Origin of the sequence: Escherichia sp. MR (assembly GCF_005280595.1) — a bacterium.
Lineage (GTDB): Bacteria > Pseudomonadota > Gammaproteobacteria > Enterobacterales > Enterobacteriaceae > Escherichia > Escherichia ruysiae.
Window position 1 is genome coordinate 13,995 of the sequence record NZ_SZVK01000040.1, and the last position, 21,162, is coordinate 35,156.

Annotated in this window: 32 protein-coding genes and 1 pseudogene; 9 read left to right on the top strand and 24 right to left on the bottom strand. The window is 49.7% G+C overall.

Annotated features, from left to right (window positions below):
- Window positions 1–12: 12 nt before the first annotated feature.
- The 24 genes from secY to FC814_RS16250 form a co-directional block, all read right to left on the bottom strand.
- Window positions 13–1,344: a preprotein translocase subunit SecY gene (gene secY, locus FC814_RS16135; RefSeq protein ID WP_001118861.1), complete on the bottom strand. Its 1,332-nt coding sequence runs from the start codon at window positions 1,342–1,344 to the stop codon at window positions 13–15.
- Between the two features lie 7 nt (window positions 1,345–1,351).
- Entirely contained in the window at window positions 1,352–1,786 is a 435-nt protein-coding gene (gene rplO / locus FC814_RS16140) for a 50S ribosomal protein L15 (RefSeq protein WP_001238917.1), read from the bottom strand.
- Window positions 1,787–1,789: 3 nt separating this feature from the next.
- Window positions 1,790–1,969 carry a 50S ribosomal protein L30 gene (rpmD, locus tag FC814_RS16145; RefSeq protein WP_001140433.1) on the bottom strand — a complete coding sequence of 60 codons (180 nt, stop codon included), beginning with the start codon at window positions 1,967–1,969 and terminating at the stop codon, window positions 1,790–1,792.
- A 3-nt stretch (window positions 1,970–1,972) separates the two neighbouring features.
- Window positions 1,973–2,476 (bottom strand): 30S ribosomal protein S5, encoded by a 504-nt coding sequence (gene rpsE, locus FC814_RS16150; protein ID WP_000940122.1) that lies wholly within the window; start codon window positions 2,474–2,476, stop codon window positions 1,973–1,975.
- 14 nt (window positions 2,477–2,490) lie between these two features.
- Entirely contained in the window at window positions 2,491–2,844 is a 354-nt protein-coding gene (gene rplR, locus FC814_RS16155; protein WP_000358960.1) for a 50S ribosomal protein L18, read from the bottom strand.
- Between the two features lie 9 nt (window positions 2,845–2,853).
- Window positions 2,854–3,387, bottom strand: coding sequence for a 50S ribosomal protein L6 (rplF, locus tag FC814_RS16160; RefSeq protein ID WP_000091945.1), 534 nt, complete (start codon window positions 3,385–3,387; stop codon window positions 2,854–2,856).
- A 12-nt stretch (window positions 3,388–3,399) separates the two neighbouring features.
- On the bottom strand, window positions 3,400–3,792 hold the full coding sequence (gene rpsH / locus FC814_RS16165; RefSeq protein WP_000062611.1) for a 30S ribosomal protein S8: 393 nt from the start codon (window positions 3,790–3,792) through the stop codon (window positions 3,400–3,402).
- Window positions 3,793–3,825: 33 nt separating this feature from the next.
- Window positions 3,826–4,131 carry a 30S ribosomal protein S14 gene (gene rpsN / locus FC814_RS16170; RefSeq protein WP_001118930.1) on the bottom strand — a complete coding sequence of 102 codons (306 nt, stop codon included), beginning with the start codon at window positions 4,129–4,131 and terminating at the stop codon, window positions 3,826–3,828.
- A 14-nt stretch (window positions 4,132–4,145) separates the two neighbouring features.
- Window positions 4,146–4,685, bottom strand: coding sequence for a 50S ribosomal protein L5 (gene rplE, locus FC814_RS16175; RefSeq protein WP_001096200.1), 540 nt, complete (start codon window positions 4,683–4,685; stop codon window positions 4,146–4,148).
- Window positions 4,686–4,699: 14 nt separating this feature from the next.
- Complete coding sequence (gene rplX, locus FC814_RS16180) at window positions 4,700–5,014, bottom strand: 50S ribosomal protein L24 (protein ID WP_000729185.1); 315 nt, start codon at window positions 5,012–5,014, stop codon at window positions 4,700–4,702.
- Between the two features lie 10 nt (window positions 5,015–5,024).
- A complete protein-coding gene (rplN, locus tag FC814_RS16185; RefSeq protein ID WP_000613955.1) occupies window positions 5,025–5,396 on the bottom strand; it encodes a 50S ribosomal protein L14 in 372 nt (123 codons plus the stop codon).
- Window positions 5,397–5,560: 164 nt separating this feature from the next.
- Complete coding sequence (gene rpsQ, locus FC814_RS16190) at window positions 5,561–5,815, bottom strand: 30S ribosomal protein S17 (protein WP_000130100.1); 255 nt, start codon at window positions 5,813–5,815, stop codon at window positions 5,561–5,563.
- Complete coding sequence (rpmC, locus tag FC814_RS16195) at window positions 5,815–6,006, bottom strand: 50S ribosomal protein L29 (protein ID WP_000644741.1); 192 nt, start codon at window positions 6,004–6,006, stop codon at window positions 5,815–5,817. Before rpmC ends, rpsQ begins: the two co-directional genes overlap by 1 nt.
- Window positions 6,006–6,416, bottom strand: coding sequence for a 50S ribosomal protein L16 (rplP, locus tag FC814_RS16200; RefSeq protein ID WP_000941212.1), 411 nt, complete (start codon window positions 6,414–6,416; stop codon window positions 6,006–6,008). Before rplP ends, rpmC begins: the two co-directional genes overlap by 1 nt.
- A 12-nt stretch (window positions 6,417–6,428) precedes the next feature.
- Window positions 6,429–7,130 (bottom strand): 30S ribosomal protein S3, encoded by a 702-nt coding sequence (rpsC, locus tag FC814_RS16205; protein WP_000529945.1) that lies wholly within the window; start codon window positions 7,128–7,130, stop codon window positions 6,429–6,431.
- A gap of 17 nt (window positions 7,131–7,147) precedes the next feature.
- Window positions 7,148–7,480 carry a 50S ribosomal protein L22 gene (gene rplV / locus FC814_RS16210; RefSeq protein WP_000447529.1) on the bottom strand — a complete coding sequence of 111 codons (333 nt, stop codon included), beginning with the start codon at window positions 7,478–7,480 and terminating at the stop codon, window positions 7,148–7,150.
- Between the two features lie 14 nt (window positions 7,481–7,494).
- On the bottom strand, window positions 7,495–7,773 hold the full coding sequence (gene rpsS / locus FC814_RS16215; protein WP_001138117.1) for a 30S ribosomal protein S19: 279 nt from the start codon (window positions 7,771–7,773) through the stop codon (window positions 7,495–7,497).
- A 16-nt stretch (window positions 7,774–7,789) separates the two neighbouring features.
- Entirely contained in the window at window positions 7,790–8,611 is an 822-nt protein-coding gene (rplB, locus tag FC814_RS16220) for a 50S ribosomal protein L2 (protein WP_000301864.1), read from the bottom strand.
- A 17-nt stretch (window positions 8,612–8,628) separates the two neighbouring features.
- The gene (gene rplW, locus FC814_RS16225; RefSeq protein ID WP_000617544.1) at window positions 8,629–8,931 is read right to left on the bottom strand and encodes a 50S ribosomal protein L23; all 303 of its coding nucleotides are present in this window, start codon (window positions 8,929–8,931) and stop codon (window positions 8,629–8,631) included.
- Complete coding sequence (gene rplD / locus FC814_RS16230; protein ID WP_000424395.1) at window positions 8,928–9,533, bottom strand: 50S ribosomal protein L4; 606 nt, start codon at window positions 9,531–9,533, stop codon at window positions 8,928–8,930. The genes rplW and rplD overlap by 4 nt, the downstream gene beginning before the upstream one ends.
- A gap of 10 nt (window positions 9,534–9,543) precedes the next feature.
- Window positions 9,544–10,173, bottom strand: coding sequence for a 50S ribosomal protein L3 (gene rplC, locus FC814_RS16235; RefSeq protein ID WP_000579833.1), 630 nt, complete (start codon window positions 10,171–10,173; stop codon window positions 9,544–9,546).
- A 32-nt stretch (window positions 10,174–10,205) separates the two neighbouring features.
- A complete protein-coding gene (gene rpsJ, locus FC814_RS16240) occupies window positions 10,206–10,517 on the bottom strand; it encodes a 30S ribosomal protein S10 (protein ID WP_001181004.1) in 312 nt (103 codons plus the stop codon).
- 237 nt (window positions 10,518–10,754) lie between these two features.
- Entirely contained in the window at window positions 10,755–11,174 is a 420-nt protein-coding gene (locus FC814_RS16245) for a general secretion pathway protein GspB (protein ID WP_105290749.1), read from the bottom strand.
- 1 nt (window position 11,175) lies between these two features.
- The gene (locus tag FC814_RS16250; RefSeq protein WP_137326183.1) at window positions 11,176–12,645 is read right to left on the bottom strand and encodes an ExeA family protein; all 1,470 of its coding nucleotides are present in this window, start codon (window positions 12,643–12,645) and stop codon (window positions 11,176–11,178) included.
- A 180-nt stretch (window positions 12,646–12,825) separates the two neighbouring features.
- Between FC814_RS16250 and gspC the strand changes: the two genes are divergently transcribed.
- From gspC to gspK, 9 genes and pseudogenes are all read left to right on the top strand, one after another.
- Window positions 12,826–13,641: a type II secretion system protein GspC gene (gspC, locus tag FC814_RS16255; protein ID WP_137326184.1), complete on the top strand. Its 816-nt coding sequence runs from the start codon at window positions 12,826–12,828 to the stop codon at window positions 13,639–13,641.
- A pseudogene (gene gspD, locus FC814_RS16260) lies at window positions 13,625–15,550 on the top strand (type II secretion system secretin GspD); the annotation flags it as partial. The gene gspC and the pseudogene gspD, both read left to right, overlap by 17 nt.
- A gap of 34 nt (window positions 15,551–15,584) precedes the next feature.
- Window positions 15,585–17,066 carry a type II secretion system ATPase GspE gene (gene gspE / locus FC814_RS16265; protein WP_137326185.1) on the top strand — a complete coding sequence of 494 codons (1,482 nt, stop codon included), beginning with the start codon at window positions 15,585–15,587 and terminating at the stop codon, window positions 17,064–17,066.
- Window positions 17,063–18,262: a type II secretion system inner membrane protein GspF gene (gene gspF, locus FC814_RS16270; RefSeq protein WP_137326186.1), complete on the top strand. Its 1,200-nt coding sequence runs from the start codon at window positions 17,063–17,065 to the stop codon at window positions 18,260–18,262. The genes gspE and gspF overlap by 4 nt, the downstream gene beginning before the upstream one ends.
- Before the next feature lie 9 nt (window positions 18,263–18,271).
- Complete coding sequence (gene gspG, locus FC814_RS16275; protein WP_000543367.1) at window positions 18,272–18,709, top strand: type II secretion system major pseudopilin GspG; 438 nt, start codon at window positions 18,272–18,274, stop codon at window positions 18,707–18,709.
- Between the two features lie 7 nt (window positions 18,710–18,716).
- Window positions 18,717–19,226 carry a type II secretion system minor pseudopilin GspH gene (gene gspH / locus FC814_RS16280; protein ID WP_137326187.1) on the top strand — a complete coding sequence of 170 codons (510 nt, stop codon included), beginning with the start codon at window positions 18,717–18,719 and terminating at the stop codon, window positions 19,224–19,226.
- Window positions 19,223–19,600 carry a type II secretion system minor pseudopilin GspI gene (gspI, locus tag FC814_RS16285; protein WP_137326188.1) on the top strand — a complete coding sequence of 126 codons (378 nt, stop codon included), beginning with the start codon at window positions 19,223–19,225 and terminating at the stop codon, window positions 19,598–19,600. Before gspH ends, gspI begins: the two co-directional genes overlap by 4 nt.
- Complete coding sequence (gene gspJ, locus FC814_RS16290) at window positions 19,593–20,171, top strand: type II secretion system minor pseudopilin GspJ (protein WP_137326189.1); 579 nt, start codon at window positions 19,593–19,595, stop codon at window positions 20,169–20,171. Before gspI ends, gspJ begins: the two co-directional genes overlap by 8 nt.
- 1 nt (window position 20,172) lies before the next feature.
- Window positions 20,173–21,156: a type II secretion system minor pseudopilin GspK gene (gene gspK, locus FC814_RS16295; protein WP_001019676.1), complete on the top strand. Its 984-nt coding sequence runs from the start codon at window positions 20,173–20,175 to the stop codon at window positions 21,154–21,156.
- The last annotated feature ends 6 nt before the right edge of the window (window positions 21,157–21,162 follow it).

Consider the following 21,162-nt stretch of genomic DNA (forward strand, 5'->3'; position numbering starts at 1 on the left):
TCGGGCGACCAATTATCGGCCGTAGCCTTTCAGGTTCGCCTTCTTCAATGCAGACTCATACTGACTAGACATCATCAGAGTTTGCACTTGAGCCATAAAGTCCATAATCACGACAACAACGATAAGCAGTGAGGTCCCACCGAAGTAGAACGGTACTTTCATTGCATCACGCATGAACTCCGGGATCAGGCAGATAAAGGTAATGTACAGCGCACCAACCAGGGTCAGGCGGGTCATTACTTTATCGATATACTTCGCCGTTTGCTCTCCCGGACGAATTCCTGGTACAAATGCACCGGACTTCTTCAGGTTATCTGCTGTTTCACGCGGGTTGAAAACCAACGCCGTGTAGAAGAAACAGAAGAAGATGATTGCAGACGCATAGAGTAACACATAAAGCGGTTGCCCAGGCTGCAAATACAGCGAAATTGTTGTCAGCCAGTTCCAACCAGTACCGCCCCCGAACCATGACGCGATGGTCGCCGGGAACAGAATAATACTGGAAGCGAAGATTGCCGGGATTACCCCCGCCATATTCACTTTCAGCGGTAAATGTGTGCTCTGTGCAGCATAGACACGACGACCTTGTTGACGTTTTGCGTAGTTTACCACAATGCGGCGTTGACCACGCTCAACAAAAACAACAAAGAACGTCACTGCAAATACTAATACTGCAACCAACAGCAACACGAGGAAGTGCAGGTCGCCTTGACGCGCTTGCTCGATAGTATGGGCAATGGCTGGCGGGAGTCCCGCAACAATACCGGCGAAGATAATGATTGAAATACCGTTGCCGATACCTCGTTCAGTGATCTGTTCGCCCAACCACATCAGGAACATTGTTCCTGTGACCAGACTTACAACAGCGGTGAAGTAGAATGCAAAGCCCGGGTTAATAACCAGGCCTTGCATACCAGGCATATTCGGCAGACCGGTAGCAATACCGATCGACTGGAATATTGCCAGCACCAGAGTACCGTAACGGGTGTACTGGCTGATCTTACGACGACCAGACTCCCCTTCTTTCTTAATTTCTGCCAGCGTTGGGTGAACCACCGTCAGCAGCTGGATAATGATCGACGCCGAAATATACGGCATGATCCCCAGAGCAAAGATAGAAGCACGGCTGAGAGCACCACCAGAGAACATGTTAAACATTTCAATGATGGTGCCTCGCTGTTGCTCAAGCAGTTTGGCAAGTACAGCGGCATCAATACCAGGGATCGGAATAAAAGAGCCAATACGGAACACAATCAGCGCACCGATAACAAACAGCAGTCTGCGTTTCAGCTCGCCTAAGCCACCTTTGGCACTTTGAAAATCTAATCCCGGTTGTTTAGCCATCTGCTACTTATTCCTCGATTTTACCGCCAGCAGCTTCGATAGCAGCACGAGCGCCTTTAGTAACACGCAGGCCACGAACAGTTACCGGAGTAGTTACTTCGCCAGCCAGGATCACTTTCGCGAACTCGATCTGGATACCGATAATGTTAGCCGCTTTCAGCGTGTTCAGGTCTACAACACCGCCTTCTACTTTAGCCAGGTCAGACAGACGAACTTCGGCTGTAATCGCTGCTTTACGAGAAGTGAAGCCGAATTTCGGCAAACGACGGTACAGAGGCATCTGACCACCTTCGAAACCGCGACGTACGCCACCGCCAGAACGAGACTTCTGACCTTTGTGACCACGACCACCGGTTTTACCGAGGCCAGAACCGATACCACGACCCAGGCGTTTACCCGCCTTTTTGGAGCCTTCGGCCGGAGACAGAGTATTTAAACGCATCTCTTACTCCTCAACTTTAACCATGAAGGAAACCGCGTTGATCATACCGCGAATAGCAGGAGTATCCTCGCGCTCTACGGTGTGACCAATACGACGCAGACCCAGGCCAAGCAGCGTTGCCTTGTGTTTCGGCAGACGACCGATTGCACTGCGGGTTTGAGTAATTTTAATAGTCTTTGCCATGGTTTATTTCCCCAGAATTTCTTCAACGGATTTACCACGCTTGGCAGCGACCATTTCTGGAGAACTCATATTTTCCAGGCCGTCAATAGTTGCACGAACCACGTTGATCGGGTTGGTGGAACCATATGCTTTAGCCAGAACGTTATGAACCCCAGCGACTTCCAGAACGGCGCGCATTGCACCACCGGCGATGATACCGGTACCTTCGGAAGCCGGCTGCATGAATACGCGAGAACCCGTGTGAACACCTTTAACAGGGTGTTGCAGAGTGCCGTTATTCAGCGCGACATTAATCATATTGCGACGGGCTTTTTCCATCGCTTTCTGGATCGCTGCTGGAACTTCACGCGCTTTACCGTAACCAAAACCAACGCGACCGTTACCATCGCCAACTACAGTCAGAGCTGTGAAGGAGAAAATACGACCACCTTTAACGGTTTTAGATACGCGGTTTACCGCGATCAGCTTTTCCTGCAGTTCGCCAGCTTGTTTTTCGATGTGAGCCATCTTACACCTCTACCTTAGAACTGAAGGCCAGCTTCACGGGCAGCATCTGCCAGTGCCTGGACACGACCATGATATTGGAACCCGGAACGGTCAAAGGATACATCTTTGATGCCTTTTTCCAGAGCGCGTTCAGCGACAGCTTTACCCACAGCTGCAGCCGCGTCTTTGTTACCGGTGTACTTCAGTTGTTCAGCGATAGCTTTTTCTACAGTAGAAGCAGCTACCAGAACTTCAGAACCGTTCGGTGCAATTACCTGTGCGTAAATGTGACGCGGGGTACGATGTACCACCAGGCGAGTTGCGCCCAGCTCCTGGAGCTTGCGGCGTGCGCGGGTCGCACGACGGATACGAGCAGATTTCTTATCCATAGTGTTACCTTACTTCTTCTTAGCCTCTTTGGTACGCACGACTTCGTCGGCGTAACGAACACCCTTGCCTTTGTAAGGCTCAGGACGACGGTAGGCGCGCAGATCCGCTGCAACCTGGCCGATCACCTGCTTATCAGCGCCTTTCAGCACGATTTCAGTCTGAGTCGGACATTCAGCAGTGATACCCGCAGGCAGCTGATGGTCAACAGGATGAGAGAAACCCAGAGACAGGTTAATCACATTGCCTTTAACCGCTGCACGGTAACCTACACCAACCAGCTGCAGCTTCTTAGTGAAGCCTTCGGTAACACCGATAACCATTGAGTTCAGCAGGGCACGCGCGGTACCAGCCTGAGCCCAACCGTCTGCGTAACCATCACGCGGACCGAAGGTCAGGGTATTATCTGCATGTTTAACTTCAACAGCATCGTTGAGAGTACGAGTCAGCTCGCCGTTTTTACCTTTGATCGTAATAACCTGACCGTTGATTTTTACGTCAACGCCGGCAGGAACAACGACCGGTGCTTTAGCAACACGAGACATTTTTTCCTCCGATTAGGCTACGTAGCAGATAATTTCGCCACCAAGACCAGCCTGGCGTGCTGCACGATCAGTCATAACACCTTTAGAGGTAGAAACAACTGCGATACCCAGACCCGCCATAACTTTCGGCAGCTCATCTTTACGTTTATAGATGCGCAGACCTGGGCGGCTGACACGCTGAATGCTTTCTACAACAGCTTTGCCCTGGAAATACTTAAGAGTCAGTTCCAGTTCAGGCTTGGTGTCGCCTTCAACTTTAAAATCTTCAATAAAACCTTCTTCCTTCAGCACGTTGGCGATTGCCACTTTCAGCTTGGAGGAAGGCATGGTGACCGCAGCTTTGTTCGCGGCCTGACCGTTACGGATACGGGTCAGCATATCCGCGATCGGATCTTGCATGCTCATCTGTCTTTACTCCCGTGATTCAATTGGTGACAATTACCAGCTAGCCTTTTTCAGACCCGGGATTTCACCGCGCATAGCGGCTTCACGGACCTTAATACGGCTCAACCCGAACTTCCGCAGGAAACCATGCGGACGACCTGTTTGACGGCAGCGGTTACGCTGACGAGACGGGCTGGAATCACGCGGCAGAGTCTGCAGCTTGAGAACAGCATTCCAACGATCTTCGTCGGAAGCGTTCACATCAGAGATGATCGCTTTCAGTTCAGCGCGTTTCGCGAAGTATTTATCAGCTAAAGCTACGCGTTTTACTTCGCGTGCTTTCATTGATTGCTTAGCCATTTAGTAACCCTACCTTACTTGCGGAACGGGAAGTCAAAGGCAGCCAGCAGAGCACGGCCTTCTTCGTCAGATTTCGCAGTAGTGGTAATGGTAATATCCAAACCACGAACGCGGTCGACTTTATCGTAGTCGATTTCTGGGAAGATGATCTGCTCACGGACACCCATGCTGTAGTTACCACGACCGTCGAAAGACTTAGCGGACAGGCCACGGAAGTCACGGATACGAGGTACAGCAATAGTGATCAGGCGCTCAAAGAACTCCCACATGCGTTCGCCACGCAGAGTTACTTTACAGCCGATCGGATAGCCCTGACGGATTTTGAAGCCTGCAACAGATTTGCGTGCTTTGGTGATCAGCGGTTTTTGACCGGAGATTGCTGCCAGGTCTGCTGCTGCGTTATCCAGCAGTTTTTTGTCAGCGATCGCTTCACCAACACCCATGTTCAGGGTGATCTTCTCGACCCGAGGGACTTGCATGACAGAATTGTAGTTAAACTCAGTCATGAGTTTTTTAACTACTTCGTCTTTGTAGTAATCATGCAGTTTCGCCATCGTACTACTCCAAATTACTTGATAGTTTCGCTGTTAGACTTGAAGAAACGGACTTTTTTACCGTCTTCGAATCTAAAGCCTACACGGTCAGCCTTGCCGGTTGCCGCATTGAAGATTGCTACGTTGGAAACCTGAATAGCGGCTTCTTTTTCAACGATGCCACCCGGTTGGTTCAGGGCCGGAACCGGCTTCTGATGTTTCTTAACCAGGTTGATACCTTCAACAATGACCTTGCCGGAAGACAGGACATTCTTAACTTTACCGCGTTTACCTTTATCTTTACCGGTTAACACGATAACTTCGTCATCACGACGGATTTTCGCTGCCATGATTCGCTCCTTAGAGTACTTCTGGTGCCAGAGAGATAATTTTCATGAACTTCTCACTACGAAGCTCACGAGTTACCGGCCCAAAAATACGCGTACCGATAGGCTGCTCGCTGTTGTTGTTCAGAAGAACACAAGCATTACCATCGAAGCGAATGACAGAACCGTCCGGGCGACGAACACCCTTCTTGGTGCGCACCACTACCGCCTTCAGCACATCACCTTTTTTGACCTTACCACGCGGAATTGCTTCTTTGATGGTGATCTTGATGATGTCGCCTACGCCTGCGTAGCGACGGTGCGAGCCACCCAGAACCTTGATACACATTACGCGACGTGCACCGGAGTTGTCGGCGACGTTCAGCATAGTCTGTTCTTGGATCATTTTAGTGCTCCGCTAATGTCAACTACTACTGAGACCCGAAAATCAGGTCGTTAAAAATCCCCATATCGAGGGCGCGGCATTATAACACCGCTTCAAGGATATGGGTAGAAAAAATAAACGGCTCATTTCTGAGCCGTTTATTCGTATCGAGAGAGTGTACTGTATTACAGAACCGCTTTCTCTACAACGCGAACCAGCGTCCAGGATTTAGTCTTGGACAGCGGACGGCATTCGCGGATTTCAACCACGTCACCGATACCGCATTCGTTGTTCTCGTCATGTACGTGCAGTTTGGTCGTACGCTTGATGAATTTACCGTAGATCGGGTGTTTCACAAAACGTTCGATAGCAACAACAATGGATTTCTCCATTTTGTCGCTAACAACGCGACCTTGCAGAGTACGGATTTTATCGGTCATTACGCACCCGCCTTCTCGTTCAGTAAAGTCTTAACGCGTGCGACATCGCGACGCACTTGCTTCAACAGGTGAGACTGTTGCAGCTGGCCACTTGCAGCCTGCATACGCAGGTTGAACTGCTCACGCAGCAGGTTCAGCAGCTCGGTGTTCAGCTCTTCAACGCTCTTCTCACGCAGCTCTTTTGCTTTCATTACATCACCGTCTTAGTTACAAAGGTGGTTTTAATCGGCAGTTTCGCTGCTGCCAGCTTGAATGCTTCACGGGCCAGCTCTTCCGGAACACCGTCCATTTCATACAGGACTTTACCCGGCTGAATCAAGGCAACCCAATACTCCACGTTACCTTTACCTTTACCCATACGCACTGCCAGCGGCTTTTCAGTGATCGGTTTGTCCGGGAACACACGGATCCAGATCTTACCTTGACGCTTAACTGCACGGGTCATAGCACGACGTGCTGCTTCGATCTGACGGGCAGTCAGACGACCACGGCCAACAGCTTTCAGACCGAAGCTGCCGAAGCTAACATCCGTACCCTGCGCCAGACCGCGGTTACGGCCTTTGTGCATTTTACGGAATTTTGTACGCTTTGGTTGTAACATCAGCGACGCTCCTTATTTACGGCCTTTACGCTGCTGCTTTTTAGGTTGCGCAGCCGGTTTTTCCGGTTGTTCAACAGCAGCCATACCACCCAGGATCTCGCCTTTGAAGATCCACACTTTAACGCCGATTACACCGTAAGTGGTGTGCGCTTCAGAGGTGTTGTAGTCGATGTCAGCACGCAGAGTGTGCAGCGGTACGCGACCTTCGCGGTACCATTCGGTACGTGCGATTTCCGCGCCGCCCAGACGGCCGCTAACTTCAACTTTAATACCTTTAGCGCCCAGACGCATTGCGTTCTGTACAGCACGCTTCATAGCACGACGGAACATTACGCGACGTTCCAGCTGAGAAGTGATGCTGTCAGCAACCAGTTTTGCGTCCAGTTCAGGCTTACGAACTTCGGCGATGTTGATCTGTGCAGGAACGCCAGCGATGTCCGCTACGACCTTACGCAGTTTTTCTACGTCTTCACCTTTCTTACCGATAACGATACCCGGGCGAGCAGTGTGAATGGTTACACGGATGCTCTTAGCCGGACGCTCGATAACGATACGAGATACGGACGCTTTAGCCAGTTCCTTAGTCAGGTACTGACGTACTTTAAAATCGCTGTCCAGGTTGTCAGCGAATTCTTTGGTGTTCGCAAACCAGGTAGAGTTCCATGGTTTTACAATACCCAGGCGAATACCATTAGGATGTACTTTCTGACCCATTGCTAGTCTCCAGAGTCTCAGCGATCGGACACAACCACAGTGATGTGGCTGGTGCGCTTCAGGATGCGATCTGCACGACCTTTTGCACGCGGCATAATGCGCTTCATGCTCGGGCCTTCGTCTACGAAAATTTTCGTAACTTTCAGATCGTCAATGTCAGCGCCATCGTTGTGTTCAGCGTTAGCAATGGCAGATTCCAGAACTTTCTTAACCAGTACAGCCGCTTTCTTGTTGGTGTAGGTCAGAATATCCAGAGCCTGCGACACTTTCTTACCGCGAATCAGGTCAGCAACAAGGCGAACCTTCTGAGCAGAAGAACGAGCATGGCGATGTTTAGCGATAGTTTCCATCTCTTCCTCCTACCTTATTTCTTTTTCGCTTTTTTATCAGCAGCATGGCCGCGATAAGTACGAGTCGGTGCGAATTCACCCAGTTTGTGACCAACCATTTCGTCGGTTACAAATACCGGAACGTGCTGACGACCATTATGGACAGCGATGGTCAAACCGATCATGTTAGGAAAGATCGTTGAACGACGGGACCAAGTGCGCAGGGGCTTCTTGTCTCCGCTTTCCACCGCTTTCTCTACCTTCTTCAGCAAGTGCAGGTCAATAAAAGGACCTTTCTTGAGAGAACGTGGCATGGCTTATCCTCTAAAATTATTTGCTACGGCGACGTACGATAAATTTATCAGTACGCTTGTTGCTGCGGGTCTTCTTACCTTTGGTCTGAACGCCCCACGGAGTTACCGGGTGCTTACCAAAGTTACGACCTTCACCACCACCATGTGGGTGGTCTACCGGGTTCATCGCGGTACCGCGAACGGTCGGACGAACACCACGCCAGCGTGCAGCACCTGCTTTACCCAGAACGCGCAGCATATGCTCAGCATTGCCAACTTCGCCCAGAGTTGCACGGCAGTCTGCTTCTACTTTACGCATTTCACCAGAACGCAGACGCAGGGTGACATAAGCACCATCACGAGCAACGATCTGAACGTAAGTACCAGCGGAACGTGCCAGCTGACCGCCTTTACCTGGTTTCATTTCTACGTTATGAACAGTAGAACCAACCGGGATGTTGCGCATCGGCAGGGTGTTACCTGGTTTGATTGCAGCATCAACGCCAGACTGAATCTGGTCGCCAGCTTTCAGGCCTTTAGGGGCCAGGATGTAACGGCGTTCACCGTCTTTGTACAGAACCAGCGCGATGTTCGCAGAACGGTTCGGATCGTACTCAAGACGTTCAACAACTGCCGGGATACCGTCTTTGTTGCGTTTGAAGTCAACAATACGGTAAGCCTGCTTGTGGCCACCACCGATATGACGAGTGGTGATACGGCCATTGTTGTTACGACCACCGGATTTGCTGTTTTTTTCCAGCAACGGAGCAAAAGGTTTGCCCTTGTGCAGCTCAGGGTTAACCACTTTAACAACGTGGCGACGACCCGGAGATGTCGGTTTACATTTAACAACTGCCATTGTATTACTCCTCCGACTTACTCAGCGCCGCCAACGAAGTCCAGATTCTGGCCTTCTTTCAGGGTGACGTAAGCTTTTTTCCAGTCGCTACGACGACCGATACGCTGTCCGTGACGTTTAACTTTCCCTTTAACTACCAGGGTGTTAACGACTTCGACTTCGACTTCAAACAGTTTCTGCACAGCAGCTTTGATTTCTGCTTTGGTCGCGTCTTTAGCAACTTTGAGTACGATGGTGTTGGATTTTTCCATCGCAGTAGACGCTTTTTCAGAAACGTGCGGTGCACGCAGCACCTTCAGCAGACGTTCTTCACGAATCATGCCAGCATCTCCTCAACTTGCTTAACAGCATCAGCAGTCATTACGACTTTGTCGAAGGCGATCAGGCTAACCGGGTCGATACCAGTTGCATCGCGTACGTCAACCTTGTGCAGGTTGCGCGCAGCCAGGAACAGGTTTTCGTCCAGCTCACCGGTGATGATCAGCACATCTTCCAGAGCCATGTCTTTCAGTTTCTGTGCCAGCAGCTTAGTTTTCGGCGCTTCTACAGAGAACTTCTCGACAACGATCAGACGATCCTGACGTACCAGTTCGGACAGGATGCTTTTCAGCGCGCCGCGGTACATCTTCTTGTTAACTTTTTGACTGTGGTCCTGCGGACGAGCAGCGAAGGTCACGCCACCAGAACGCCAAATCGGGCTCTTGATAGAACCAGAACGCGCACGGCCGGTGCCTTTCTGGCGCCACGGTTTTTTACCGGAACCAGTTACTTCAGCACGAGTCTTCTGAGCACGAGTACCCTGACGAGCACCAGCTGCATAAGCAACAACAACCTGGTGAACCAGCGCTTCGTTGAAATCACGACCGAAGGTAGTTTCGGAAACAGTCAGCGCGCTCTGCGCGTCTTTCAATACTAATTCCATTGCTATCTCCTTACGCCTTCACAGCTGGTTTAACGATCAGGTCGCTACCGGTTGCACCCGGGACAGCACCTTTAACCAGCAGCAGGTTGCGCTCAGCGTCAACGCGTACTACGTCAAGGCTCTGAACGGTTACACGTTCGTTACCCATCTGACCTGCCATTTTCTTGCCTTTGAACACTTTGCCCGGAGTCTGGTTCTGACCGATAGAACCCGGAACGCGGTGAGACAAGGAGTTACCGTGAGTAGCGTCCTGGGTACGGAAGTTCCAGCGCTTAACGGTACCTGCGAAACCTTTACCTTTAGAGGTGCCAGTTACGTCAACTTTTTTAACGTCAGCAAACAGTTCAACGCTAATGCTCTGACCTACAGTGAACTCTTCGCCTTCAGCCAGGCGGAATTCCCACAGACCACGGCCAGCTTCTACGCCAGCTTTAGCGAAGTGGCCAGCTTCAGGCTTGGTCACACGGTTAGCTTTTTTAGCACCGGTGGTTACCTGAATAGCACGGTAGCCATCGTTAGCCAGGTCTTTAACCTGAGTAACGCGGTTTGCTTCAACTTCGATTACGGTTACTGGGATAGAAACGCCGTCTTCTGTGAAGATACGGGTCATACCCACTTTTTTACCGACTAAACCAATCATTGTTTCAACCTCTCAATCGCTCAATGACCTGATTAACCCAGGCTGATCTGCACGTCTACACCGGCAGCCAGATCCAGACGCATCAGAGCATCAACGGTTTTCTCGGTTGGCTCAACGATGTCAACCAGACGCAAGTGAGTACGGATTTCGTACTGATCGCGCGCGTCTTTGTTGACGTGCGGAGAGATCAGAACAGTGAAGCGCTCTTTGCGTGTCGGCAGCGGGATCGGACCACGGACCTGCGCACCAGTGCGCTTGGCAGTCTCGACGATTTCCGCGGTTGCTTGATCGATCAGACGATGATCAAACGCTTTCAGGCGGATACGGATTCTTTGGTTCTGCATGAGACCAGAGCTCCAATTATTTTATAAACGAAAATGATTACTCCTCAGACCCATTACGATTGATGGGAGAGTGTAACCGTTCTTACGTAGCTCCCCGATTGGGAGCATTGTTAGGTAGCCAAATTCGGCTAACTGAGGTTCAGATTGAACCTGCTGTCAACTACGACAAGCCCGCGCATTATACATACTTAACCATCGAACGCAAGCGTATTGCTAGTAAAGTAAACAACGGGCAGATTATTGCTGTAACTCATTGAGTGCATTTTTCACTCGCTCTCTTAAACCGGCTTTTTCCTCGCTTTCTCCTGTAGCTGTACCTTCATCCTCTGAAGACGACGCCTCATTTTCTATCGTGGCATCTTCGTCCGCGTCATCCTCGGCAGGTTCGACGACGATAGGCAATGGCTGTTTTTTGAAGAAATAATGTTGTGTTGATTGTTTATAAGGTGGTGCTTCTTCTACTGAATTTTCCGTTTTAACTATCCATATCGCCCATAACTGCTGGGCATACCCCCCAGCCAACACCATTCCTGCGAACCAAAGGCTTGTCACCAGCGCCCAAATGGCATACTTCGTTTTGCCATGTTTTTGTAGCTGGACAGTTACTCGCTGACCACTTTCTCGCTGCTGATGTGCGGCAAAATAGAATTCAAACATCTTATTTTCCCTTCCCTGTTTCGCCCGGGGAAATATTGGCTTCATCCCGATATAGATACGCGCTCTCCCCTGCCACCTGCCAGAGATGCACCAATGTTGAAGAGCCAACAACGCCGTCAGCTTTTAAGTGATTAATCTTCTGAAATTGCTTAATTTTTTCTACCAGCAGCGGTCGCCATTCTGTCGAGGGTTCAGTCGAAATATGGAGAGCACGATTCAACATTGTTTCCAGCCAAAGAATCTCTTCCTCGCTACTGTCGCGCGTAATTGTGCTTTCACCTTCCGGAGACATTTTCAATAGCAGGAGATAATCACCCGCCCACACCGTCTCAAACCATTTACGCGTTAGCGTCCAGGTCTGCTGCCCTATAAGTACATCTATAGAGTCATCGCCGACCCGAATGACGACGACGGGCAATTTTTTATTTGCGACATTAAGCGACGCTATCCAGGGCAGGTTCTGATCTATTAACGCCTGAAGTGACGCCTTACCACTTTTACAAGTCAGGCCTGCTCTAATAGCGTGGTCGCACCAGGCTGAATCGGCCGGAACATCGTACCCCCACACACCATATAACACGCTTAGCGCATCACTATCGCGCATCACTGTACGGAAAATATCCTGTGTCATCTCTTCTTTTATTGATGGCGCTACTGGCATCAACCACGAAGGAATCGGTAAGGGAGATATAAACGAGGACAGCATCAGCCAACCACCGACAAGAGCAATTACGGTTCCACTCATCCCCCCAGCCCAACACATTTTCCGGCTCCGCTTATCACCCAATGCCCGGTAAATTGTTCGCCATTGTTTTGCCGTGAATGCGCTGGTCTGCTCGCTTTGTTGTAATAAGCAAATTGTTTCGCCTGCCTGCGCCAGCCTTCTGCGATCACCTCTGCAAAGTGCAGCGATCCGCTTCAGTACCTTACTTGTTAACAGGGCATCGGGCTGGTCGATGTGGTGTCCTTCAAGGATACTTTGTCGAAGTTCGTGTTCTGTCAGTACTCCTGACGTAATTATTTCAATGCCTCTGGCTTCAACGTAACGTTCAACTTTTCGATTTGATCTGCCAACGAGCAAAAACTGACAATCGGGAATAAGGCTCCTCGCGCGTTGGATATCATCGAGAACACAACGGTGATTCAGATGAGCATTTTCAACAATAATAAGAGGATTACGGCTTTCCACTTGCTGGAACGTCCGCAGTAATTCCACGCCCATCTCATCTCGCCTCCAGGCGAGATCGCGGCTTCCTTCTTTATTTGCGTTATCGTCAATAACAACCCATGCAGCTTTACCTTGCCAGGACACGACAAGGCTTAAAGTAATCACTCGACGATGGGTATCATTTTGCAATTGCTTCGCTAACCAGGATTTTCCACTTCCGGCCTCGCCCGACAGATAGCATATCCGCCAGGATCGATTCTCCTCACGAAGCCAGGCAAGGATAACTTCTCTTCTTGTAGACATAATACTTCCTGTATTAATAATCGATTATCCTTAATCATAAAAATAACGAATGCATTTATTGATATTAATGCGTTAACTGAATATAAATAAATTTCGCTTGATTCATTCAACCAGCATTAATACTATTTATAGTAACGTCAATATACAACCCACCCAATTTATTTTATTAGAATATATATCGTGCCAACCCTACCTTTCTCCTTCCATCTGGCAATTCATAATAGACGCACAGTCATTTATATATTGATGATATCCATAAGTGTGGTGGCGGTTATTTTTAATATAAATTATTTCCACACAAACCTGGTCAAAAATGCACAAATCATTAACCAACCAGGTGGCGCATTTAAATCTGATTTCAACCTTGCGGGTTTATGGCGTAATGGCAGTAACGCGGGTATAAAAGACACACATCTGATTTCTGCCCAACAAGAAACGCCAAAGCTTTCTGTCGTACTCAGTGGTATCATTCTGACGTCTAATGATGAGACATCTTATGTTTTAGTTAATGAAGGCGCAGAACAAAAGCGATATGCCCTGAACGATGCCCTGGAGTCAGCACCGGCAACATTCATCCGAAAAATAAATAAAACCAGCGTGGTTTTTGAAACTCACGGACAGTTCGAAAAAGTCACGCTTCATCCGGGATTACCGGACGTTATCGAGAAACCTGACTCTGATACTCAAAGTGTGCTCGCAGATTTTATTATCGCGACGCCTATTCGTGACGGGGATCAATTATTTGGCCTTCGATTGAATCCGCGTAAAGGGCGCGATGCATTTGCTACCAGCTTACTGCAACCTGGCGATGTCGCCCTTAGAATCAACAATCTTTCACTGACCCTCCCTGATGAGGTTTCCCAGGCATTAAGTTTACTGCTAACCCAACAGAGCGCTCAGTTTACAATTCGTCGCAACGGCGTACCCCGCTTGATAAATGTTTCCGTCAGGGAACTTACTGGAATGAATGGACAGAGTGATGAAGGGATTAAATAAAATCACATGTTGCCTGTTGGCGGCGCTACTTATGCCTTCCGTCGGGCATACTGAGAACGAACAATACGGGGCCAATTTCAATAATGCTGATATCCGTCAGTTCGTGGAAATTGTAAGCCAGCATCTGGGTAAAACAATTCTGATTGATCCCTCGGTTCAAGGAACCATTTCCGTACGCAGCAATGATACGTTTAGTCAGCAAGAGTACTACCAGTTCTTTTTGAGCATTCTTGATCTTTACGGCTATTCCGTCATCACGCTGGACAATGGTTTTCTGAAAGTGGTGCGCTCAGCTAATGTAAAAACATCGCCAGGAATGATTGCTGACAGTTATCGTCCAGGCATAGGTGATGAGTTGGTCACCCGAATCGTACCGCTTGAGAACGTTCCTGCTCGTGACCTGGCTCCCCTGCTGCGTCAAATGATGGATGGCGGCAGCGTCGGTAACGTTGTGCATTATGAACCCTCCAACGTTCTCATTCTGACCGGTCGTGCCTCCACCATTAATAAACTGATTGAAGTGATAAAGCGCGTTGATGTCATCGGCACAGAGAAGCAGCAAATTATTCATCTGGAATACGCGTCAGCGAAAGATCTCGCCGAGATTCTTAATCAATTAATCAGCGAAAGCCACGGTAAAAGCCAGATGCCTGCCCTCCTTTCCGCGAAGATTGTGGCGGATAAGCGAACCAACTCTCTTATCATCAGCGGGCCGGAAAAAGCACGTCAGCGCATCACCTCATTACTGAAAACACTTGATGTAGAAGAGAGCGAGGAAGGAAATACCCGGGTCTATTACCTGAAATATGCTAAAGCCACAAATCTGGTCGAAGTATTGACCGGCGTTTCCGAAAAGCTGAAAGATGAAAAAGGAAATGCGCGTAAGCCTTCGTCTTCTTCTGCGATGGATAATGTTGCCATTACCGCCGATGAACAGACCAACTCGTTGGTCATTACCGCTGACCAATCCGTCCAGGAAAAACTCACCACGGTAATTGCGCGTCTGGATATTCGTCGTGCACAGGTGCTGGTTGAGGCGATCATCGTCGAAGTTCAGGATGGAAATGGACTTAACCTCGGCGTGCAATGGGCGAACAAAAACGTTGGCGCACAGCAATTTACCAATACAGGATTACCGATATTTAACGCTGCGCAAGGTGTGGCTGATTATAAAAAGAATGGCGGGATCACCAGCGCGAATCCTGCCTGGGATATGTTTAGCGCCTACAATGGCATGGCCGCAGGCTTCTTCAATGGCGACTGGGGCGTATTGCTGACTGCGCTGGCTAGTAACAATAAAAATGATATCCTCGCCACCCCGAGCATCGTAACGCTGGATAATAAACTCGCGTCCTTCAACGTTGGTCAGGATGTGCCGGTGCTATCCGGCTCCCAGACCACTTCTGGGGATAACGTCTTTAATACCGTCGAACGCAAAACGGTGGGCACAAAACTCAAAGTCACTCCGCAGGTCAATGAAGGCGACGCGGTACTGCTCGAAATAGAGCAGGAGGTTTCCAGCGTTGACTCTTCGTCTAATTCGACGCTCGGCCCGACATTCAATACCCGAACTATTCAAAACGCCGTGCTGGTCAAAACCGGTGAAACGGTAGTCCTGGGCGGATTGCTGGATGATTTTTCTAAAGAGCAAGTGTCAAAGGTTCCTTTACTTGGCGATATTCCTTTAGTGGGGCAACTCTTCCGCTATACCTCGACCGAGCGCGCCAAACGCAACCTGATGGTATTTATCCGACCGACGATTATCCGTGACGATGATGTTTATCGCTCACTGTCGAAAGATAAATACACCCGCTACCGTCAGGAGCAACAACAACGAATAGACGCGAAATCAAAAACATTGGTTGGCTCTGAAGATTTACCGGTGCTGGATGAAAACACGTTCAACAGCCCCCCCTGTGTCATCGTCGCGGTGAGGCATTCACATGAGAATTCACTCACCATACCCTGCCAGTTGGGCAATGGCACAAAGAGTCGGTTATCTCTATTCAGAGGGGGAGATTATTTATCTCGCCGGTACGCCATTCGAGCAGTTACTCGATATTCAGCGCCAGGTTGGTCAGTGCCATACCATGACCCGCTTGTCGCAGGCTGATTTTGAAGCACGGCTGGAAGCGGTATTCCATCAGAACACTGGTGAGTCGCAACAGATTGCGCAGGATATTGATCAATCCGTCGATCTCCTCTCCCTCTCAGAAGAAATGCCTGCGAATGAAGATCTACTGAATGAAGATTCAGCCGCACCGGTTATCCGTTTAATCAACGCCATTTTAAGTGAGGCTATTAAAGAAACCGCCTCCGACATCCACATAGAAACCTATGAAAAAACAATGTCGATCCGTTTTCGCATTGACGGCGTTCTGCGGACAATTTTACAGCCAAACAAAAAACTGGCAGCGTTGCTTATCTCCCGAATAAAGGTCATGGCTCGGCTTGATATCGCCGAAAAACGTATTCCGCAGGATGGAAGAATCAGTTTGCGTATCGGGCGACGTAACATAGATGTCCGCGTATCCACACTGCCGTCCATCTATGGTGAACGCGCCGTGCTCCGCCTGCTGGATAAAAACAGCCTCCAGCTTTCATTGAACAATCTGGGGATGACGGCTGCGGATAAGCAGGATTTAGAAAATCTCATTCAGCTTCCGCACGGTATTATCCTGGTGACCGGGCCGACAGGTTCCGGTAAAAGCACCACGCTCTACGCCATTCTTTCGGCGCTTAATACCCCTGGCCGCAATATTCTGACGGTAGAAGATCCCGTGGAATATGAACTGGAAGGCATAGGACAAACGCAGGTGAATACCCGAGTGGATATGTCTTTCGCTCGCGGCTTGCGCGCCATTCTTCGCCAGGATCCGGATGTTGTGATGATTGGGGAAATTCGTGATACAGAAACCGCGCAGATTGCTGTTCAGGCTTCGCTCACCGGCCATCTGGTGCTCTCAACACTCCACACTAACAGCGCATCAGGCGCAGTGACCCGGCTCCGCGACATGGGCGTCGAATCATTTCTACTTTCGTCTTCCCTGGCAGGAATTATCGCGCAACGGCTGGTTCGTCGTCTTTGTCCACAATGCCGACAATTCACTCCAGTATCCCCCCAACAAGCGCAGATGTTTACACATCACCAGCTAACTGTTACTACGATTGGCACTCCCGTAGGCTGTCCTCACTGCCATCAATCCGGCTATCTGGGGCGCATGGCGATCCACGAAATGATGGTTATTACACCGGAATTACGAGCTGCTGTTCATGAAAATGTGGATGAACAAACTCTGGAGCGACTGGTTCGGCAGCAACACAATGCCTTAATCAAAAATGGCCTGCACAAAGTGATAAGTGGAGACACCTCCTGGGATGAAGTGATGCGCGTCGCCAGCGTCACGCTGGAGAGTGAAGCATGAATTATCGCTATCGCGCCATGACCCAGGATGGTCAAAAATTGCAGGGGATCATTGATGCTAACGATGAACGTCAGGCGCGGCTGCGGCTGCGTGAAGAAGGGCTTTTCCTGCTGGATATTCGCCCCCAAAAAAGTTCGGGAGTAAAAACGCGTCGCCCGAGGATTAGCCATAGTGAACTGACGCTTTTCACCCGGCAGTTGGCAACCTTAAGCGCGGCGGCATTACCCCTGGAAGAGAGCCTTGCCGTAATCGGTCAGCAAAGCAGTAATAAACGACTGACTGACGTGTTAAATCAGGTACGTAGCGCCATCCTTGAAGGGCATCCCCTTTCCGATGCATTACAGCATTTTCCCACGCTTTTCGATTCGCTCTACCGTACCCTGGTCAAAGCGGGCGAAAAGAGCGGGCTTCTGGCTCCGGTGTTGGAAAAACTGGCTGATTACAATGAAAACCGGCAGAAAATCCGCAGCAAACTCATTCAGTCGCTGATCTACCCCTGCATGCTCACCACGGTGGCGATTGTGGTCGTGATTATTCTCCTCACTGCTGTCGTGCCCAAAATTACCGAACAGTTCGTGCATATGAAACAGCAACTGCCGCTGAGTACACGCATTCTTTTAGGTCTGAGCGACACGTTGCAACGTACCGACCCGACATTATTAGCGACGGTGTTTATTGTCGCTGTAGGTTTCTGGCTCTGGTTAAAACGCGGCAATAACCGCCATCGTTTTCATGCCATGCTGCTGCGTGTTGCGCTCATTGGTCCACTGATTTGCGCCATAAACAGTGCACGCTATCTCCGCACCTTAAGTATTTTACAATCCAGCGGAGTCCCTCTGCTTGATGGGATGAATTTATCCACCGAAAGCCTCAGCAACCTCGAAATTCGCCAACGCCTGGCAAATGCGGCAGAGAACGTTCGCCAGGGTAACAACATTCATCTTTCGCTGGAGCAAACGGCTATCTTCCCGCCAATGATGCTCTACATGGTGGCCTCTGGCGAAAAAAGCGGGCAGCTCGGCACATTAATGGTCAGGGCAGCGGATAACCAGGAGACGCTGCAACAAAACCGAATCGCCTTAACGCTCTCCATCTTCTTCGAACCGGCACTCATTATTACGATGGCACTGATCGTCCTGTTTATCGTCGTCTCGGTACTCCAACCTCTTCTTCAACTTAACTCAATGATTAATTAAGGAAAATATATGCACGCAACGGATAAGCAACGCGGTTTTACATTACTGGAAATTATGGTGGTTATTGTCATCATTGGTGTACTTGCCAGCCTGGTGGTTCCCAACCTGATGGGCAATAAAGAAAAGGCGGATAAACAAAAAGCCGTCAGCGATATCGTGGCGCTGGAAAATGCATTGGATATGTACAAACTCGACAATCATCGCTATCCAACCACAAATCAGGGGCTTGAATCCTTAGTCGAAGCGCCGACGCTGCCACCGCTGGCCGCAAACTATAACAAGGAAGGTTATATCAAGCGTCTGCCTGCCGATCCCTGGGGCAATGATTATGTCCTTGTTAATCCTGGTGAACACGGTGCATACGATCTCCTTTCCGCTGGACCGGACGGTGAAATGGGAACCGAGGACGACATTACCAACTGGGGTTTGAGCAAGAAGAAAAAATAAGTCAGCGATGAATCAGCAACGCGGGTTTACCCTGCTGGAGATGATGTTGGTACTGGCGCTGGTCGCTATCACGGCAAGCGTGGTGCTCTTCACATATGGTCGGGAAGATACCGCCAGCACCCGTGCGCGCGAAACAGCAGCGCAATTTACCGCTGCGCTTGAACTGGCCGTCGACCGCGCCACGCTTCACGGGCAGCCGGTCGGTATCCATTTATCTGATTCAGGCTGGCGTCTTATGGCACCAACCAGAAATTCGTCAAGTTGGCTCTGGATCCCGCTCAAAGAGGATGCGGATGACGATAGCGAAAATCACTGGAGTGATGAAATTGCGATTCACACCCAGCCATTTAAATCGGATGACAGCAGCCAACCGCAGGTGGTGATTCTGGCCGATGGGCAAATCACCCCATTCTCCATATTGATTGCTAACCAGGAGACCGGTGAGCCACTCCTGACACTGGTATGCTCAGGGACATGGCCACTGGATCAAACGCTTGCCAGAGATACCCGGCCATGAACAAACAATCAGGGATGACATTACTTGAAGTCTTACTGGCGATGAGCATTTTCACCACAGTTGCTTTGACCTTAATGAGCAGTATGCAAGGGCAAAGAAATGCCATCGAGCGGATGCTTAACGAGACGCTGGCGTTGTGGATAGCGGATAACCAACTTCAGTTGCAAGATACATTCGACGAGGAAAACACGTCCAGTTCTGGCAAAGAGATAATAAATGGCGAAGAGTGGAACTGGCGCAGCGATATCCACTCAAGCAAAGATGGTACGCTTCTGGAACGCACCATAACCGTTACATTACCCAGCGGTCAGACAACCTCTCTTACGCGTTATCAAAATATCGATAATAAATCCGGGCAGGCGCAAGATGATTAATCGCCAGCAGGGTTTCACATTGCTGGAAGTCATGGCGGCGCTGGCGATTTTCTCAATGCTTAGCGTGCTGGCGTTTATGATTTTTTCGCAAGCTTCCGAGTTGCATCAACGCTCACAGAAAGAAATCCAGCAGTTCAATCAGCTTCAGCGCGCCATCACCATTCTTGATAACGATCTCCTGCAACTTGTCATTCGCCGGAATCGGGGAACGGACAAAATCATAGTTTTGGGTGAAGAGGCCATTTTCACCACGCAGAGTCGCGATCCACAGACTCCTCTCAATGAAGCGCAAACCTTACAAACAGTTCACTGGTATCTACGAAATCATACGCTCTACCGCGCGGTTCGTACCTCTGTCGATAGCATGAAGGATCAACCCGCCCAGGCAATGTTGGAAAATGTCGAAGGCTTCCTTCTGGAAAGTAACAACGGGGAAAGCGAGGAGCTTCCCCTCTCCGTCACTCTTCATCTGAATACCCCGCAGTATGGCGCGTTACAGCGTCGTTTTGCTTTGCCGGAGCTATTAACAAGAGAAGAGTCTCCGCAGCAAAACCAGGCCAGGGGCGAATAACATGAATATTGAACAACGTGGCGTCGCGCTGCTCATCGTACTCATGTTACTGGCGCTCATGTCCGCTCTGGCTGCGGATATGACACTGAGTTTTCACAACCAGCTTCAGCGAACTCGCCAGGTAAACCATCACCTACAACGACAATATGATATTGAACTGGCGGAGAAACTCGCTCTTGCCAGCCTCACTCAGGATGTTAAAGATAACGACAGACAGACCACGTTGCAGCAGTACTGGGCGCAGCCACAACAGATACAGCTGGACAATGGCAATACGGTGAAGTGGCAGCTACACGATGCTCAGCACTGTTTCAATCTCAATGCCCTGGCAAAAGTCTCCGACGATCCACTGGCAATCCCGGATTTCCCCGCGCAGGTTTTCGGCGCTTTGCTGATCAACGCGGGAATCGATCGCGCAAACACCGATGAGATCATGCAATCTATCGCCGACTATATCGACGCTGATGATTCACCACGCTTTCACGGCGCAGAAGACAACTTTTACCAAAGCCAGATGCCACCTCGCCATAGCGCCAATCAGATGCTTTTTCTGACTGGTGAACTCCGTCAGATAAAAGGAATAACCGAGAACGCCTACCAGCGAATTATTCCTTATGTCTGCGTCCTCCCAACCACTGAACTCAACATTAATCTTAATATGTTAACTGAGAATGATATCCCGTTATTAAGAGCATTATTTCTCAACAATATCACGGACGCGGACGCACAGGTCTTATTACAAAAGCGACCAAAGGAAGGCTGGTTAACCACAGATGCATTTCTCTACTGGGCACAGCAGGATTTCTCCGGCGTGAAGCCCTTGGTTTCTCAGGTGAAAGAACATCTCTTTCCCTATAGCCGCTATTTTACGCTGAATACGGAAAGTATCAGCGACGAGCAATCCCAGGGATGGCAGAGCCATATTTTCTTCAACCGTAAACAGCAGAGCGCCCAAATCTATCGGCGTACGCTGCAACTCTATTAATCATAA

Coding starts and splice junctions, on each gene's coding strand:
- FC814_RS16250 (WP_137326183.1), bottom strand. CDS start 12,645: ATGTCTACAAGAAGAGAAGTTATCCTTGCCTGGCTTCGTGAGGAGAAT.
- gspJ (WP_137326189.1), top strand. CDS start 19,593: ATGATTAATCGCCAGCAGGGTTTCACATTGCTGGAAGTCATGGCGGCG.
- rplC (WP_000579833.1), bottom strand. CDS start 10,173: ATGATTGGTTTAGTCGGTAAAAAAGTGGGTATGACCCGTATCTTCACA.
- rplX (WP_000729185.1), bottom strand. CDS start 5,014: ATGGCAGCGAAAATCCGTCGTGATGACGAAGTTATCGTGTTAACCGGT.
- rpsN (WP_001118930.1), bottom strand. CDS start 4,131: ATGGCTAAGCAATCAATGAAAGCACGCGAAGTAAAACGCGTAGCTTTA.
- rplN (WP_000613955.1), bottom strand. CDS start 5,396: ATGATCCAAGAACAGACTATGCTGAACGTCGCCGACAACTCCGGTGCA.
- rpsQ (WP_000130100.1), bottom strand. CDS start 5,815: ATGACCGATAAAATCCGTACTCTGCAAGGTCGCGTTGTTAGCGACAAA.
- rplW (WP_000617544.1), bottom strand. CDS start 8,931: ATGATTCGTGAAGAACGTCTGCTGAAGGTGCTGCGTGCACCGCACGTT.
- rpsE (WP_000940122.1), bottom strand. CDS start 2,476: ATGGCTCACATCGAAAAACAAGCTGGCGAACTGCAGGAAAAGCTGATC.
- rpsH (WP_000062611.1), bottom strand. CDS start 3,792: ATGAGCATGCAAGATCCGATCGCGGATATGCTGACCCGTATCCGTAAC.
- gspI (WP_137326188.1), top strand. CDS start 19,223: ATGAACAAACAATCAGGGATGACATTACTTGAAGTCTTACTGGCGATG.
- rplR (WP_000358960.1), bottom strand. CDS start 2,844: ATGGATAAGAAATCTGCTCGTATCCGTCGTGCGACCCGCGCACGCCGC.
- secY (WP_001118861.1), bottom strand. CDS start 1,344: ATGGCTAAACAACCGGGATTAGATTTTCAAAGTGCCAAAGGTGGCTTA.
- gspG (WP_000543367.1), top strand. CDS start 18,272: ATGCACGCAACGGATAAGCAACGCGGTTTTACATTACTGGAAATTATG.
- rplD (WP_000424395.1), bottom strand. CDS start 9,533: ATGGAATTAGTATTGAAAGACGCGCAGAGCGCGCTGACTGTTTCCGAA.
- rpmC (WP_000644741.1), bottom strand. CDS start 6,006: ATGAAAGCAAAAGAGCTGCGTGAGAAGAGCGTTGAAGAGCTGAACACC.
- rplO (WP_001238917.1), bottom strand. CDS start 1,786: ATGCGTTTAAATACTCTGTCTCCGGCCGAAGGCTCCAAAAAGGCGGGT.
- rpmD (WP_001140433.1), bottom strand. CDS start 1,969: ATGGCAAAGACTATTAAAATTACTCAAACCCGCAGTGCAATCGGTCGT.
- FC814_RS16245 (WP_105290749.1), bottom strand. CDS start 11,174: ATGTTTGAATTCTATTTTGCCGCACATCAGCAGCGAGAAAGTGGTCAG.
- rpsS (WP_001138117.1), bottom strand. CDS start 7,773: ATGCCACGTTCTCTCAAGAAAGGTCCTTTTATTGACCTGCACTTGCTG.
- rplP (WP_000941212.1), bottom strand. CDS start 6,416: ATGTTACAACCAAAGCGTACAAAATTCCGTAAAATGCACAAAGGCCGT.
- rplV (WP_000447529.1), bottom strand. CDS start 7,480: ATGGAAACTATCGCTAAACATCGCCATGCTCGTTCTTCTGCTCAGAAG.
- rplE (WP_001096200.1), bottom strand. CDS start 4,685: ATGGCGAAACTGCATGATTACTACAAAGACGAAGTAGTTAAAAAACTC.
- rpsC (WP_000529945.1), bottom strand. CDS start 7,130: ATGGGTCAGAAAGTACATCCTAATGGTATTCGCCTGGGTATTGTAAAA.
- gspK (WP_001019676.1), top strand. CDS start 20,173: ATGAATATTGAACAACGTGGCGTCGCGCTGCTCATCGTACTCATGTTA.
- rpsJ (WP_001181004.1), bottom strand. CDS start 10,517: ATGCAGAACCAAAGAATCCGTATCCGCCTGAAAGCGTTTGATCATCGT.
- gspE (WP_137326185.1), top strand. CDS start 15,585: ATGAGAATTCACTCACCATACCCTGCCAGTTGGGCAATGGCACAAAGA.
- gspF (WP_137326186.1), top strand. CDS start 17,063: ATGAATTATCGCTATCGCGCCATGACCCAGGATGGTCAAAAATTGCAG.
- gspH (WP_137326187.1), top strand. CDS start 18,717: ATGAATCAGCAACGCGGGTTTACCCTGCTGGAGATGATGTTGGTACTG.
- rplF (WP_000091945.1), bottom strand. CDS start 3,387: ATGTCTCGTGTTGCTAAAGCACCGGTCGTTGTTCCTGCCGGCGTTGAC.
- rplB (WP_000301864.1), bottom strand. CDS start 8,611: ATGGCAGTTGTTAAATGTAAACCGACATCTCCGGGTCGTCGCCACGTT.